The sequence below is a fragment of the Microbacterium sp. B35-04 genome, from assembly GCF_010634885.1.
GTDB lineage: Bacteria > Actinomycetota > Actinomycetes > Actinomycetales > Microbacteriaceae > Microbacterium.
The window spans coordinates 1-15,185 of record NZ_MWLP01000052.1 but is presented as its reverse complement, the minus strand read 5'-3'; the positions used below and the strand labels follow the sequence as shown (position 1 = coordinate 15,185).

Genomic DNA, 15,185 nt, shown 5'->3' with positions numbered 1-15,185 from the left:
CGCCACCCGCTGCGACGCAGGGATCGGGCGGGAACTACCGTCGCGGAGTGGCCGCGGCGATCACGTCGCCGAGGCGCAGGATCGCCTCGACGACGGCCTCGTCGTCGATGTTGCCGAAGCCGAGGACGAGGGCCGGCGGGAGGTCGCGCCGGTGCCGGGTGAATGCCGCGAGGCCGGCGATGCGGAGGGAGGCATCGGTGGCAGCGGCGACGACGCGGTCTTCGCGGACACCCGACGGAAGCCGCAAGACACCGTGGAATCCAGCCACCAGACCCGTCAACGTCAGCCCGGGAGAGATCCGGTCGAGCGTCTGGAGGACCACGGCTCGGCGGGCCGAGTACACGCCGCGCATGGTGCGCACGTGCCGATCATGGCGTCCGGACTGGAGCAGCGCCGCGAACGCGAGCTGGTCGATGACCGGTCCGCCGCGGTCTGCCGCGATCCTCCGTGCGGCGACATCGTCGATCAGCTCGCCTGGAATCGCCATCCATGCGACCCGCACGCCGGGCGCGTGCGTCTTGCTCGCCGAGCCGATCAGCACGACCCGGTCGGGCGCGAGGCCCTGGACCGCGCCGATGGGCTGACGGTCGTACCGGAACTCCGAGTCGTAGTCGTCCTCGATGATCCATCCGCCGCTGCGGCCGGCCCACTCCACCAGCTCCACCCGCCGGGACGCCGAGAGCACGACCCCGGTGGGTGACTGGTGCGCCGGCGTGACCAGCACCGCGTGGGCGCCGGCCCTGTCGAGCAGGTCGGTGCGGATGCCGTGCGCATCGACCGGGATGGGCGCGAGCTCCATTCCGGCGGCGGCAGCGGCAGCGTCGACGCCCCGGTCGCCCGGATCCTCCACGGCGAGCACGCGGGCACCGCGCGCGGCGAGCGCCGGCAGAACGAGGGCGAACCCCTGGGCGAAGCCCTGGCAGAGGACGACATGGTCGGCGTCGGTCGACGCGGCGCGGATCCGACGCAGATGGCCCGCGATGGCCTCGCGCGCTGCCGGATGCCCGAGCCCGTCGCCGTAGTCCAGATCATGCGAGCCCGCGCCTCGCGCCGCCCGTGCATAGGCCCAGGCCCAATCGTCGGCGGGAAAGCGGCGGAGATCAGAGATCCCGGGACGCAGATCCGCGCCTGCCGGAGCCGCGGCCGGCGGCGAGGGCGGCGTGCCGCCCGGCGGGACGGCACGCGACGAGACCCGCGTGCGGCCGCCGGGGCGTGCGACGAGGTAGCCCTCTGCGCCGAGCTGCTCGTAGACATGAACGACGGTGCCGCGCGCGACCCCCAGCGCTGCGGCGAGCTCACGCGTGGACGGCAGCGCGTCGCCGTCGTCGAGCACACCCTGCCGGACGGCATCCCGCAGCGCGGTCTGCAGCTGCTCGCCGGGCCGTCGGCCGGGCGGAAGCGCCAGTGCGAGCGCCAGATCGGAAGTGGTCCAATTCTGAGCCATCACGCTGGACCATATCACTGGGCCACTTTCGCCATACGCTCCTGAGAGCCGGACCGACCGGCGGTATCCGAAAGGAGCGGCTCATGGGTTCGACGGTGCTGTACGTCTCGGTCTCGGTCGATGGGTACGCGGCAGCGCCGGGCGACGACCTCTCACGGCTCCACCGCTGGCTCGACGACACCGCGCCGCCGGACGAGGACCAGGTCGCCGTGGAGCTGATCGACCGATTCCGCAGGGCGGGCGCGATCATCTTCGGGCGCCGCACCTGGGACGCCGGCCAGGAGCCGTGGGGCGATGACGACGTGTTCTCGAGCCCGGTCTTCGTGATGACCCACGAGCAGCGCCCGCCCGAGGTGAAGAACGGGACGGTGTTCACCTTCGTCTCTGGTGAGCCGGCAGCCGCGCTCGCGCTGGCGCAGGACGCCGCCGGAAGTGCCGAGGTGATCATCATGGGCAGCCCGAACACCGCCCAGCAGTTCCTCCGCGACAACCTCGTCGACGAGCTGCTGCTGCACATCGTGCCCGTCCTGCTCGGGGGAGGCATCCGCCTCTTCGACGGATTGCCGGCACCCGCCGAGCTGCGGCTCCTCTCGTCGCGTCGCGCCCGCGAGGTGACGGCCGTGAACTTCGCCGTGCTCTCGGACGCGCTCCACTGACTCGCATCCGCCGTCGGCGGAGACGGATGCCGCGACCCTGGGCGTCTGGTTGGCTGGTGACATGACCGACGTACTGGTGCTGGGTGGGACGGGCTGGTTGAGCGGGCGCATCGCCGAGAGATGGGCGGTCGCCGGAGCCGCCGTCACCTGCCTGGCCCGGGGTGGACGCGAAGCGCCCTACGGCACGACGCTCGTCGTCGCCGACCGAGACGATCCTGGCGCGTACGACGCGGTCGACGGTCGCGACTGGGACGAGGTGGTGGACATCTCGTCGAACCCGGTGCACGTCGCGGCGGCGGTGACGGCGCTGGGGGAGCGCGCGAAGCACTGGACCTACATCTCCACCGTGTCGGTGTACGCGGCGAACGACGTTCCCGGCGCCGACGAGACTGCAGAGCTGCTGGCGCCGACCGGACCGGACGAAGAAGACGACTACGGGCAGGCGAAGGTGCGGGCCGAGGCATCCGTCCGTGCAGCGCTCGGCTACCGCGCCGCCATCGTTCGACCCGGTCTCATCGTGGGCCCCGGCGACCCCACCGACCGGTTCGGCTACTGGGTCGGCCGTCTCGCGCTCGCCGCGGACGGCGGCGTGCTGGTACCCGACACGACGGACCGCGGCGCGCAGGTGATCGACGTGGACGACCTCGCCGAGTTCGTCCAGGCGCTCGGCCGAGAGCGGTGGACCGGGGTGGTGAATGCCGTCGGAGACCCGATCGAGCTCGCCGAGGTGCTGAGGCTCGCTCGCGAGGTGGCAGGCCACACCGGCGCCCTGGTCCCGGCGTCCGACGAGTGGCTCGAAGCGCGCGACGTGTCGCACTGGGCCGGCCCTCGGTCGCTCCCCCTCTGGCTGCCCGTCGGCATGCCCGGCTTCTGGACGCGATCCCACGCCGCCTTCCGCCTTCTCGGCGGTCGCCTGCGTCCGCTGCGCGCGACGCTCGAGCGCACGCTCGCCGACGAGCGCACCCGCGGCCTGGATCGCGACCGCCGCTCGGGGCTGACGCGGTCCGACGAGCTCGCGCTGCTCGCCGAGCTCGAGGGCTGACCCCGGAGGCGCGAAAGTGTAGATTCCCGCACCCGTGACGTGCGGAGATCTCCCCTTTCGCGATTCCGGAGGGCGGGTCGGATTTGCGGATGCCGCGGGCGGGCCGCTATCGTCGGCGCATGCCTTCGGCTGCCCAGGGATTCGCGACGCTCGTTCCGAGCGTCGTCCCCGCGCGCCGACGCCGTCTGGGAGACCGCCGACTTTAGGCGACCCTGCGCACCTTCTGAGGAGGGCAGCTGCGGGCGTCGCCGTCTCCGGCCCCTGCACCCAGACTCTAAGGTGGAATCCATGACATATTCGGTCGCCGTCTCCGGCGCATCCGGCTATGCGGGCGGCGAGATCCTGCGGATCCTCGCCGCGCATCCCGACGTCGAGATCCGCACCGTGACCGCGCACTCCAACGCGGGACAGCCGCTCATCCAGCACCAGCCGCACCTGCGGTCGCTCGCACACCTCACGCTCTCCGAGACCACGCCGGACGTCCTCGCCGGCCATGACATCGTCTTCCTGGCGCTGCCGCACGGGCAGTCCGGGCAGTACACCGACGCGCTCGGCGACACGCCGCTCGTGATCGATGCCGGCGCCGACCACCGTCTCGAGTCGGTCTCCGACTGGGACAGCTTCTACGGCGGCGACTACCACGAGCCCTGGGTGTACGGCGTCCCCGAGCTTCCGGTCGCCGGCTCGAAGCAGCGTGACCGGCTCGTCGGCGCGACGCGCATCGCGGCCCCCGGCTGCAACGCCTCGACGGTGAGTCTCAGCCTCGCTCCGGGCGTGGCCGCGGGCGTCATCGATCCGTCCGACATCGTGACGGTGCTGGCGGTGGGCCCCTCGGGCGCCGGCAAGAGCCTCAAGACGAACCTCCTCGCCAGCGAGATCCTGGGCACGGCGAACCCGTACGCCGTCGGAGGGACGCACCGGCACATCCCCGAGATCCGTCAGGCGCTCGCCGCCGCTCGCCCGTCGACGGAGACGGCATCGTCGGATGCCGCGGACCAGGGCATCCGCATCTCGTTCACGCCCATTCTGGTCCCGATGTCGCGCGGCATCCTCGCGACCTCGACGGCACCCATCGCACCCGGCACCACCGACGCGCAGATCCGCGCGGCCTGGGAGGCCGCCTACGGCGACGAGACCTTCGTGCAGCTGCTGCCCGAGGGCCAGTTCCCACGCACGGCCGACGTGCTGGGTGCGAACACGGCGCTGATGGGTCTCGCGATCGATCGCGCGGCGAATCGCGTGGTCGTCGTGACCGCCGTCGACAACCTCGTCAAGGGCACCGCCGGAGCGGCCGTCCAGTCCATGAACATCGCGCTGGGCCTCGCCGAAGGCACCGCGCTCACCGTGAACGGAGTCGCCCCGTGAGCGTCACCACGCCCCAGGGATTCGCCGCAGCCGGCGTCGCCGTCGGACTCAAGTCGTCGGGCAAGCCCGACGTGGCCGTCGTCGTCAACCGCGGCCCGCTCAAGGTCGGCGCGGCCGTCTTCACCAGCAACCGCGCGAAGGCGAACCCGATCCTCTGGTCGCAGGAGGTCATCCGTGACGGCGTCGTCGAGGCGATCGTCCTCAACTCGGGCGGTGCCAACTGCTTCACGGGCTCGTTCGGCTTCCAGACGACGCACCAGACCGCCGAGAAGGCGGCGGAGCTGCTCGACGTGAGCGCGGGCGACATCCTGGTGTGCTCGACCGGTCTCATCGGCACGGGCGACGAGGTGTTCCGCGCGAAGGTGCTGGCCGGCACCGAGCAGGGTGTCGCCGAGCTCTCCGCAGACGGCGGGGACGCGGCATCCCTCGCCATCATGACGACCGACTCCCATCCCAAGCGCTCCGCCGTAGCGAAGGACGGCTGGTCGATCGGCGGCATGGCGAAGGGCGCCGGGATGCTGGCGCCCGGTCTCGCGACGATGCTCGTGGTGATCACGACCGACGCCGTCCTCGACGCGGCACAGGCCGACGCCGCGCTGCGGCAGGCCACCGGTCGCACGTTCGACCGGCTCGACTCGGACGGCTGCATGTCGACGAACGACCAGGTCACGCTCATGGTCAGCGGCGCCTCGGGTGTCACGCCGGACGGCGACGCGTTCGCCGCTGCTCTCGCCGAAGTCTGCCAGGACCTCGCCAAGCAGCTGCAGGGGGATGCCGAGGGCTCGAGCCACGACATCACCATCGAGGTCGTCAACGCGGCCTCGGAGGAGGACGCCGTGGAGGTCGGCCGCTCGGTCGCCCGCAACAACCTCTTCAAGGCGGCGGTCTTCGGCAACGACCCCAACTGGGGCCGCGTGCTCGCGGCGATCGGCACCACCCAGGCGGCCTTCGACCCGTACGACGTCGACGTGTGGATGAACGGCGTGCGTGTGTGCAGCGCCGGCGGCCCGGACGCGCCGCGCGAGGCCGTCGACCTGACGCCCCGCGCCACCGACCTCGTCATCGACCTGAAGGTGGGCGCCGCGACGGCGACCATCCTCACCAACGACCTCACCCACGACTACGTTCACGAGAACAGCGCGTACTCCTCATGAAGAAGCAGGCCTCATGACTGATCTGCAAGAGACCGATCCCGGCGAGGCCAGCGCGCGGGCGGTCACGCTCATCGAGTCGCTGCCCTGGCTCAAGCGCTTCCGCGACCAGATCGTCGTCGTGAAGTACGGCGGCAATGCGATGGTGAGCGAGGAGCTGCAGGATGCCTTCGCCGCCGACATCGCCTACCTCCGCTACGTCGGGGTGAAGCCGGTCGTCGTCCATGGCGGTGGCCCCCAGATCTCGTCGATGCTCGACCGCCTGGAGATTCCGAGCGAGTTCAAGGGCGGATACCGCGTCACCTCCACCGAGGCGATCTCGGTGGTGCGCATGGTTCTCACCGGGCAGATCAACCCCCAGCTCGTGTCGAAGATCAATGCCCACGGCCCGGTGGCCACGGGTCTCAGCGGGGAGGACGCGGGCCTGTTCGGCGGACGCCGACGCGGTGTCGTGATCGAGGGCGTCGAGCACGACCTCGGCCGGGTCGGCGACGTCGTCGAGGTCGATCCGCAGCCCGTGCTCGACCAGATCACCGCCGGTCGCATCCCCGTCGTCTCGAGCATCGCGCCCGACCTCGACCACCCCGGGCATTCACTGAACGTGAACGCAGATGCCGCGGCATCCGCGCTCGCCGTGGCGCTGGGGGCGGCGAAGCTCGTCGTGCTCACCGACGTGGCCGGGCTCTACGCCGACTGGCCCAACCGCGACTCGCTCGTGTCGCACCTGACCTCGACCGAGCTGCGCGCGATGCTGCCCACGCTCGAGTCGGGCATGATCCCGAAGATGGCGGCGTGCCTGGAGGCCGTAGAGGGCGGCGTCGAGACCGCGGCCATCATCGACGGGCGGGTGCCGCACTCGGTGCTCGTGGAGATCTTCACCAGCAAGGGAATCGGAACAGAGGTGGTGCACGGATGAGTTGGCACGATGACGCAGGACGCGATCTCGTCCGCAGCTTCGGCGAGCGGATGGCGCTGTTCGTGCGAGGCGAGGGCTCGTATCTGTGGGACGCCGACGGCAAGCGGTACCTCGACTTCCTCGCGGGCATCGCGGTGGACTCGCTCGGTCACGCACACCCGGTGTTCGTCGACGCGATCGCGACCCAGGCAGCGACGCTGGCGCACGTGTCGAACTACTTCGCGACGCCGCCGCAGCTCGCGCTCGCGTCGACGCTGAAGCGTCTCGCGGGCACGGGCGACGATGGCCGGGTGTATTTCGGCAACTCGGGCGCGGAGGCCAACGAGGCGGCGTTCAAGCTCGCCCGCCTGCACGGGGGCTCCGAGCGCCCGCGGATCCTCGCGCTGCAGGACGCCTTCCACGGCCGCACGATGGGCACGCTCGCCCTCACCGGGAAGCCGTACATGCAGGAGCCCTTCCTGCCGATGACGCCGGGTGTCGAGTTCATCGACTCCACGGTCGAGGCGCTCGAGGCGGCGATCGACGACCGCGTCGCCGCGCTCTTCGTCGAGCCCGTCAAGGGTGAGGCCGGTGTGCTCCCGCTGCCCGAGGGCTACCTCGCCGCGGCCCGCGAGATCACCGAACGCCACGGAGCGCTGCTGATCATCGACGAGATCCAGACCGGCGCCGGCCGCACGGGGGAGTGGTTCGCCTTCCAGCACGAGGGCATCACCCCCGACGCGATCACGGTCGCCAAGGGCATCGGCGGCGGGTTCCCCATCGGCGCGCTGATCACCTTCGGCAGCGCGAGCGAACTGTTCTACCCGGGCACGCACGGCTCGACGTTCGGCGGCAACGCGCTCGGCACCGCTGTCGCGGGCGCCGTGCTCGGTGAGATCGAGCGTGCCGACCTCGTGCGCAACGCGGCCGAGCGCGGTGCGCAGCTGCGCGAGGCGATCGCGGGCATCGACTCCGAGCTGATCACCGGATGCCGCGGCTCGGGGCTGCTGATCGGCGTGGGGCTGCGGCATCCCGTCGCCAAGGCGCTCGTCGCGGCCGCGCAGGAGCACGGCCTCGTGATCAACGCGCCCAACGACGAGACCATCCGGCTGGTTCCCGCCCTCACGATCGGCGACGTCGAGATCGACGAGTTCATCGAGCTGTTCACGGCTGCGATCCGCACGGTGGAGGACGCCCTGGTGCTCGATACCCCGACGGAGGTTCCCGCATGACCCGCCACCTGCTGCGCGACGACGACCTGACGCATGCCGAGCAGGACGAGATCCTCGATCTCGCCATCGCGCTCAAGAAGGACCGCTGGAAGCTCAAGACGCTCGAAGGCCCCCAGACCGTCGCGGTCATCTTCGACAAGTCCTCGACCCGGACGCGCGTTTCGTTCGCCGTCGGCATCGCCGATCTGGGCGGCTCGCCGCTCATCATCTCGACCGCGAACAGCCAGCTCGGCGGCAAGGAGACGCCGGCCGATACGGCACGAGTGCTCGAGCGCCAGGTCGCGGCGATCGTCTGGCGCACCTACGCGCAGGCAGGGCTCGAGCAGATGGCGGAGGGCACGCGCGTGCCGGTCATCAACGCGCTCAGCGACGACTTCCACCCCTGCCAGCTGCTCGCCGACCTGCTCACCATCAAGGAGCACAAGGGCGACCTGAGGGGCCTGACGCTGGCGTTCTTCGGCGACGGCAAGTCCAACATGGCCCACTCCTACGTGCTGGCGGGCGTGACTGCGGGCATGCACGTGCGCGTGGCATCGCCCGAGACGTACGCGCCGCGCGACGACGTGATCGCGGACGCGGATCGACGGGCGGCGGAGACCGGCGGATCGGTCACCCTCTACACCGACGCGAACGAGGCGGCCGCCGGAGCGGACGTGATCGTCACCGACACGTGGGTGTCGATGGGCAAGGAGGAGGAGAAGCTCGAGCGGCTGCGCGACCTGGGCGGGTACAAGGTGACCCAGGAGCTCATGGCGCTCGCGCAGGATGACGCGATCTTCATCCACTGCCTGCCCGCCGACCGCGGCTACGAGGTCGACGCGGAAGTCATCGACGGGCCGCAGAGCGTGGTCTGGGACGAGGCCGAGAACCGGCTGCACGCCCAGAAGGCCCTGCTGGTCTGGCTCCTCCGTCAGGACTGAGCGCGGCGGCGCGGAAGAGCCCGGTCGTTGAGCGAGCGAAGCGAGACGAAACGCGCCGAGCCGCGCCACGACGGCTGGCTCGCGTCGCGCTGGGTGCGCCTCAACGGGCCTGGCCGCATCGCCGGGGTCGATCTCGCGCGGGGGCTCGCGGTGCTCGGCATGTTCGCGGCGCACCTGCTGTGGATCAGCGGACCTTTCGACGCGACAGAGCCCGACACGTGGATCACCGTCGTTCAGGGCCGCTCATCGATCCTGTTCGCGACCCTCGCCGGTGTATCGATCGGCCTCATGACGGGCGGGCGGGTCCCGCTGCCGGCGGACCGCATGACGATGGCACGCGGTCGGCTCGCGGTGCGAGCGGGACTGCTGTGGGTGCTCGGCATCCTGCTGATCGCCACCGATGTGCCGGTGTACGTGATCCTCCCCGCGTACGCGCTGATGTTCCTGCTGGCGCTGCCGCTGACGTCGCTGCCGGCCCGCGTCCTGCTGCCGCTCGCGGGCGCCCTGGCCATCGTCATGCCGTTCGTGCAGATCGTCCTCGATGCGCCGCTGGTCTGGAGCACGCCCACCGGGTACACGGTGTCGGCGGGACTCGGCTGGCATTACCCGTTCACCACCTGGATCGCGTTCGTGGTGGCCGGACTCGGCGTCGCCCGCGCCGACGTGACGCTGCTGCGCACGCAGGTGTGGCTGGTCGTCGCCGGCGCGTGCCTGGCCGTGGTCGGCTACGGAACGGATGCCGCGACCGGCGCCGGTCCGGAGGCCGAGACGGCGTCGTACCTCGGGGCGCTCTGGACGGCTCGGCCCCACTCCACGGGGCTGCTCGAGGTCATCGGGTCCGGCGGCTTCGCGCTCGCCGTGCTCGGTGCCTGCCTGCTCTTGTGCCGCACCGTGCTCCGGTGGGTCGTGCTGCCCCTGCGCGCCGTCGGTGCGATGCCGCTGACCGCCTACACGCTGCAGCTCGTGGTGTGGGCGGCGATCGCCGCCGCGACGCTCGACCGCGTCGGCGACCTCGCCGGCTTCCGCGCGCTCGAGCCGTTCTGGCCGCTCACGATCGGCACCGTCGTGCTGTGCACCGCGTGGGCGCTTCTGGTCGGGCGCGGCCCGCTGGAGACGGCGCTGGACGCGGCGTCGCGCTTCGCAGTCTCAGGTGACCGCCCGCCCAGGCATCCGGCGGCGTCGCCCACACGCTGACAACGGTGACAGGGGCCGCTGGCGCCGCTGACACGGGCGGGTGCGCCGCGGGCCGGCGGATAGGCTGGTCGGGTGAGTGAATCGAAGGCTGACGGCACCAACGAAGGCGCACTGTGGGGAGCCCGTTTCGCGACGGGGCCGTCCCCGGAGCTGGCCGAGCTCAGCCGATCGACCCATTTCGACTGGGACCTGGCGCTCTACGACATCGCCGGCTCGCACGCGCACGCCAAGGCGCTCGCCGCCGCGGGGTATCTCACCCCGGACGAGGAGCACGCCATGCACGACGGGCTCGATGTGCTCGCACGGGGCGTGACCGACGGCACACTTCGGCCCGCGGCATCCGATGAAGACGTCCACGGCGCTCTCGAACAGGCGCTGATCGGCGTCGTCGGCGCCGAGCTGGGCGGCAAGCTGCGCGCCGGACGCAGTCGCAACGACCAGATCGCGACGCTCGTGCGCATGTATCTGCTCGACCACTCGCGCACCATCGCACGCGAGATCCTCCGGTTGGTCGACGCCCTCGTGGCGCAGGCCGAGGCGCACCCCGACGCGGTCATGCCGGGCCGCACCCATCTGCAGCACGCGCAGCCGGTGCTGCTGGCCCACCATCTGCAGGCTCACGCGTGGCCGCTGGTGCGCGACCTGGAGCGCCTGCGCGACTGGTCCGCGCGAGCGGCGGTCTCGCCGTACGGCGGAGGCGCGCTCGCCGGCTCGACGCTCGGGCTGGATCCCCAGCTGGTCGCCCGGGAACTCGGCCTCGACCGCCCCGCCGAGAACTCGCTCGACGGCACATCGGCGCGCGACGTCGTCGCCGAGTTCGCGTTCATCACGGCCATGGTCGGCATCGACGTCTCGCGCTTCGCGGAGGAGATCATCCTCTGGAACACTCGCGAGTTCGGCTTCGTGACCCTCGACGACGGGTATTCGACCGGCTCGAGCATCATGCCGCAGAAGAAGAACCCCGACATCGCCGAACTCGCCCGAGGCAAGGCCGGGCGGCTCATCGGCAACCTCACCGGGCTGCTCGCCACGCTCAAGGCGCTCCCGCTCGCGTACAACCGCGACCTGCAGGAGGACAAGGAGCCGGTGTTCGACTCGGTGCGCACGCTTGAGACGGTGCTGCCGGCCTTCGCCGGCATGGTCGCGACGCTGCGGTTCGACACCGATCGCATGGCGGCGCTCGCACCGCAGGGCTTCTCGCTGGCGACCGACGTCGCGGAGTGGCTCGTGAAGCGCGGCGTGCCGTTCCGCGATGCGCACGAGGTCTCCGGACACCTCGTGCGGGTGTGCGAAGAGAACGGGATCGAGCTGCACGAGGTCACCGATGAGCAGCTCGCGTCGGTCTCGCCGCACCTCGCTCCCGAGGTGCGGGACGTGCTCACCGTCGAGGGCTCCGTCGCGAGCCGCACCGGCGCGGGCGGGACGGCGCCCGTCAGGGTCGCCGAGCAGCGTGCCGAGCTGATCGAGCGCGTGCAGGCGGCCGCACACATCCTCGGGCTGTAGTCCGCTGCGCTGCGGGTGTGGCGGCGGCGATCACCAGATCGCCAGGCGCACCAGCGCGGCGACGATGCACGCCCAGACCAGACTGGCGAGCGTGCCGATGATGAATCTCTCGCGCGCTTCCGCGCTGGCCAGCTCCGAGAACCGGCCGATGCCCTTGAGAGCGACCACCACGGCGATCGCCTCGGGGAACCCGGCGATGATCCCGAGCGCCACCGCCACGCGTTCCAGATAGCCGATCGTGGTGCCGCCGCGCATCACCTCGCGCACGGCTCCTTCGCCGGCGACCGCTCCCGGCAGGGACGGCGCACGGAGGAGGATGCCGCCGTTGTCGCCCTCTTCCACGCGACCGTGGCTCGCGATGTCGAGCACCCGGCGGGTGACCGGGTTGCCGCCGAGCACGGCCAGGGCGGTTCCCAGCAGCGCGATGCCCAGTCCGAGCAGCAGCGGCACGTTCACCGGCGACACCGTCACGGCGAGCAGGCACAGGACCACGAGGACGCCCGCGACGATGAGCGGGATGTCGGTCGGCTTCCGCAGGCTGAGGACCACGAGCACGAGCGCTCCGCACAAGGCGACGAACAGGAAGATCGAGAGCACGGCGACGAGGAGCACGTCCGGGGAGACCATGGCGTCAGTCTGGCACGGCGGCCGGATCGAGGCCCGCGAGCACGCGGATCAGGGCCGGGACGGCCGCTTCCTCGGTCCGCAACCCGGCGGATCTGACGCGCAGGCTGACAGCGGCCTCCGAGATGCCGAGCCGCGCCGCCGCCTCGCGCTGTGTGATGCCCTCGGCCAGGAGGTCGTAGACTTCCCATCCTTCAGCGGTCCGGCGATCGCGCAGCTCCACGAGGAGGCGCACCAGCGCCTCGGCATCCTCCCCGCCCTCGGGCGCGGTGACCGCCACCCGTGTGGTGGCCTTCTTGGCCCGGTCGACGGCGTCGCGCGCGTTGAGGAACGCCTCGCCCCTGGCCGCGCGGACGCTGTCCGGCAGCGGCGTCTCGACGTCGCCGACGCCCACGCCGACACTCCATCGGCCGGCCCGGGTGAGGTCGAGGAGGATCGCGAGCACGGCCGCGGCGTCCGTGACCGCCACCTGCACCTCGTCGCCCGCGGTCCGCTCGGGCGCGAGTGCGACGCCCCTCGGTGCGTGCGTCGCCACGGCTGAGAGGGCGGCGGGCACGAGATCGGCGCTGGTGCGGCTGTCGCGCTGATCACTGGTGATCACGTACATGGCTCCACCCTTATGCATCGAGACTTAATTATGACCTACTTTAGCCTGTGCACTTCAGTGAAGCAAGGCTCTGGGCTGAAGTGGGCCGACTTCAGCCCAGATGGTTAACGTGGCGTTCCCGCCCAGTGCCGGCGTTGCCGAGGCACACGCCGCTGACCTCACGGCGGCTCGTCGGCGAAAGGGCCGCCCCATCCGCGCTGATAACCTGGCTCGCGTGTCTGAAACCGTCGTGAGCACGACTGCGCCTGCGATCGACCCCGCGTTCGAGAATGTGTGGGACGAGATCGTCTGGCGGGGGCTCGTGCATGTGTCCACCGATCAGGAGGCGCTGCGCGCCCTTCTCGCCGGGGACCCGATCACGTACTACTGCGGGTTCGACCCCACGGCGCCGAGTCTGCACCTCGGCAACCTCGTGCAGCTGCTCACGATGCGCCGCCTGCAGCTCGCGGGCCACCGGCCGCTGGGCCTGGTCGGCGGATCGACCGGCCTCATCGGCGACCCCCGCCCGTCGGCCGAGCGCACGCTGAACACCAAAGAGACGGTCGGGGAGTGGGTCGGCTACCTGCAGTCGCAGGTCGAGCGGTTCCTGAGCTTCGAGGGCGACAACGCCGCGCGCATCGTCAACAACCTCGACTGGACGGCGCCGATGAGCGCCATCGACTTCCTGCGCGAGATCGGCAAGCACTACCGGGTCGGCACGATGCTCAAGAAGGACGCGGTCGCGGCCCGCCTGAACTCCGAGGCCGGCATCAGCTACACCGAGTTCAGCTACCAGATCCTGCAGGGCATGGACTACCTCGAGCTGTACCGGCAGTACGGCTGCGTGCTGCAGACCGGCGGCAGCGACCAGTGGGGCAACCTCACCAGCGGCACCGACCTCATCCACCGCGTCGAGGGCGTCTCGGTGCACGCGATCGGCACGCCGCTGATCACGAACAGCGACGGCACCAAGTTCGGCAAGAGCGAGGGCAACGCGATCTGGCTCGACGCCGCGATGTGCAGCCCGTACCGGATGTACCAGTTCTGGCTCAACACCGACGACGCCGACGTGATCGAGCGCCTCAAGATCTTCACGTTCCTCACGCGGGCCGAGATCGAGGAGTACGAACGACTCGTCGCCACGGAGCCGTTCCGTCGCGCCGCGCAGAAGCGCCTCGCGATGGAGGTCACCGGCCTCGTGCACGGGGTGGATGCCGCGGCCGCCGTGATCGCGGCATCCGAGGCGCTCTTCGGTCAGGGCGACCTCGCGGCGCTCGACGCGACGACGCTCCGTCACGCTCTCGAGGAACTGCCCAACGCCACGGTCACCGCCGGCACGCCGGTCGTGCAGGCGCTCATCGACACCGGGCTCGTCTCGAGTCTGTCGGAGGGCCGGCGCGCGATCGCCCAGGGCGGGGTCTCGCTGGACGGTGCGAAGATCGAGGACGATGCGGCGACCGTGTCGGGCGCACTGCCCGGCGGGGTCTCGGTGCTCCGGCGCGGCAAGAAGACGCTCGCCGGCGTGTTCGTCGGCTGACGGGACGCTCGTGACCACGGCCATTGCGCCGACAGAGGGATGACGGATGCCGTTCACCCCGAGTCACGCGGTGGTCGCGCTGCCGTTCGTGCGCACGCCGCTCGTGCCGGCGGCGATCGCCATCGGGGCCATGACCCCCGACCTGCCGCTGTTCGTCCGCGGGCTGCCGTTGCATTACGGAGTGACGCACTCGTTCGCGTGGCTCCCCGCAACGGTCGTCCTGGCGCTGGTGCTGCTGCTCGTCTGGCGGTGCGTGCTGCGGCCGGCCACGCGTGAGCTCTCGCCGCGATGGCTCGCGACGCGACTGCCGGCGCAGTGGGATGCCGGTGCCGGCGCCGCGCTGCGCGAGACGCTGGGAGGAGCTTCGGCGGGCGAGCCGCGTGTGTCCTGGCGGGGGATGCTGCTCCTCGTCGCCTCGCTGCTGCTCGGCGTCGTGAGCCACATCGTGTGGGACCTCTTCACGCACGAGGGTCGCTGGGGCACGACCGTGCTCCCCGTGCTGGCGGCAGCGTGGGGCCCGCTTCCCGGCTACAAGTGGCTCCAGCACGGCTCGAGCGTGATCGGCCTCGCGATCATCGTCGTATGGATGCTCGTGTGGCTGCGTCGGCGTACCGCCGCGGCATCCGTTCCGTGCGTGCTGCCCGATGCGGCCCGCTGGATCTGGTGGGCGTCGCTCCCGCTCGCGCTCGCACTGGCATGGGGATGGGGCATCGCTGTTCATGGTCCCCTGGATGCCGAGTTCACCGCCGCGCATCTCGCCTACCGCGTGCTGCCGCCGGCGTGTGCGGTCTGGGGCGCCGTGACGGTGTCGCTCTGCATCGCGGTGCAGGTGATGCGAGCACGAGTGACCGCGAGCGTGTGACCGTCGGGGACGCCCGATCGAGGCCGAGGGGAGAACGGTTGTCATCACGATCCATCCGTCCGCCGTGCTGCGGCTGCGCGATTCGTCCGAGCGAGCCGCCGTCGTGGCCGGGCTCGCGGCCGATCTTCGGATGGCGGCGGAGGTGGCGGCGACCGCGTCTTCCGCGTGTTTCCG

General features: G+C 71.1%; 14 protein-coding genes. 11 read left to right on the top strand and 3 right to left on the bottom strand.

The features are described from left to right. Window positions 1-34 precede the first annotated feature (34 nt). On the bottom strand, window positions 35-1,444 hold the full coding sequence (locus B1729_RS12995) for a PLP-dependent aminotransferase family protein (protein ID WP_163633101.1): 1,410 nt from the start codon (window positions 1,442-1,444) through the stop codon (window positions 35-37). An 83-nt stretch (window positions 1,445-1,527) separates the two neighbouring features. On the opposite strand from B1729_RS12995, the gene B1729_RS12990 reads away from it, so the two are divergent. The 9 genes from B1729_RS12990 to argH all read left to right on the top strand — a co-directional run bounded on the left by B1729_RS12990 (window position 1,528) and on the right by argH (window position 11,402). Beyond that, the gene (locus B1729_RS12990) at window positions 1,528-2,100 is read left to right on the top strand and encodes a dihydrofolate reductase family protein (protein ID WP_163633099.1); all 573 of its coding nucleotides are present in this window, start codon (window positions 1,528-1,530) and stop codon (window positions 2,098-2,100) included. Window positions 2,101-2,161: 61 nt separating this feature from the next. Beyond that, entirely contained in the window at window positions 2,162-3,142 is a 981-nt protein-coding gene (locus tag B1729_RS12985; RefSeq protein ID WP_163633097.1) for an NAD-dependent epimerase/dehydratase family protein, read from the top strand. Between the two features lie 288 nt (window positions 3,143-3,430). Beyond that, window positions 3,431-4,507, top strand: coding sequence for an N-acetyl-gamma-glutamyl-phosphate reductase (gene argC / locus B1729_RS12980; protein ID WP_163633095.1), 1,077 nt, complete (start codon window positions 3,431-3,433; stop codon window positions 4,505-4,507). Beyond that, on the top strand, window positions 4,504-5,661 hold the full coding sequence (gene argJ, locus B1729_RS12975; RefSeq protein ID WP_163620434.1) for a bifunctional glutamate N-acetyltransferase/amino-acid acetyltransferase ArgJ: 1,158 nt from the start codon (window positions 4,504-4,506) through the stop codon (window positions 5,659-5,661). Before argC ends, argJ begins: the two co-directional genes overlap by 4 nt. A gap of 13 nt (window positions 5,662-5,674) precedes the next feature. Beyond that, window positions 5,675-6,574, top strand: coding sequence for an acetylglutamate kinase (gene argB / locus B1729_RS12970; RefSeq protein ID WP_163620436.1), 900 nt, complete (start codon window positions 5,675-5,677; stop codon window positions 6,572-6,574). Then, window positions 6,571-7,785 carry an acetylornithine transaminase gene (locus tag B1729_RS12965; protein ID WP_163633093.1) on the top strand — a complete coding sequence of 405 codons (1,215 nt, stop codon included), beginning with the start codon at window positions 6,571-6,573 and terminating at the stop codon, window positions 7,783-7,785. Before argB ends, B1729_RS12965 begins: the two co-directional genes overlap by 4 nt. Beyond that, window positions 7,782-8,705, top strand: coding sequence for an ornithine carbamoyltransferase (argF, locus tag B1729_RS12960; RefSeq protein WP_163620439.1), 924 nt, complete (start codon window positions 7,782-7,784; stop codon window positions 8,703-8,705). Before B1729_RS12965 ends, argF begins: the two co-directional genes overlap by 4 nt. A gap of 27 nt (window positions 8,706-8,732) precedes the next feature. Then, a complete protein-coding gene (locus B1729_RS12955; RefSeq protein ID WP_239539632.1) occupies window positions 8,733-9,899 on the top strand; it encodes a heparan-alpha-glucosaminide N-acetyltransferase domain-containing protein in 1,167 nt (388 codons plus the stop codon). A 72-nt stretch (window positions 9,900-9,971) separates the two neighbouring features. After that, a complete protein-coding gene (gene argH, locus B1729_RS12950; RefSeq protein ID WP_163620441.1) occupies window positions 9,972-11,402 on the top strand; it encodes an argininosuccinate lyase in 1,431 nt (476 codons plus the stop codon). A gap of 30 nt (window positions 11,403-11,432) precedes the next feature. Here argH and B1729_RS12945 read toward each other — a convergent pair whose 3' ends face one another. Continuing rightward, the gene (locus B1729_RS12945; protein ID WP_163620443.1) at window positions 11,433-12,029 is read right to left on the bottom strand and encodes a hypothetical protein; all 597 of its coding nucleotides are present in this window, start codon (window positions 12,027-12,029) and stop codon (window positions 11,433-11,435) included. Window positions 12,030-12,033: 4 nt separating this feature from the next. Next, the gene (locus tag B1729_RS12940; protein ID WP_163620445.1) at window positions 12,034-12,633 is read right to left on the bottom strand and encodes a DNA-binding protein; all 600 of its coding nucleotides are present in this window, start codon (window positions 12,631-12,633) and stop codon (window positions 12,034-12,036) included. A gap of 214 nt (window positions 12,634-12,847) precedes the next feature. Here B1729_RS12940 and tyrS point away from each other — a divergent pair, with 214 nt between their 5' ends. Together tyrS and B1729_RS12930 are read left to right on the top strand one after the other, a co-directional pair. Continuing rightward, window positions 12,848-14,149, top strand: coding sequence for a tyrosine--tRNA ligase (gene tyrS / locus B1729_RS12935; protein ID WP_163620447.1), 1,302 nt, complete (start codon window positions 12,848-12,850; stop codon window positions 14,147-14,149). 46 nt (window positions 14,150-14,195) lie between these two features. Beyond that, a complete protein-coding gene (locus B1729_RS12930) occupies window positions 14,196-15,011 on the top strand; it encodes a DUF4184 family protein (protein WP_163633091.1) in 816 nt (271 codons plus the stop codon). The last annotated feature ends 174 nt before the right edge of the window (window positions 15,012-15,185 follow it).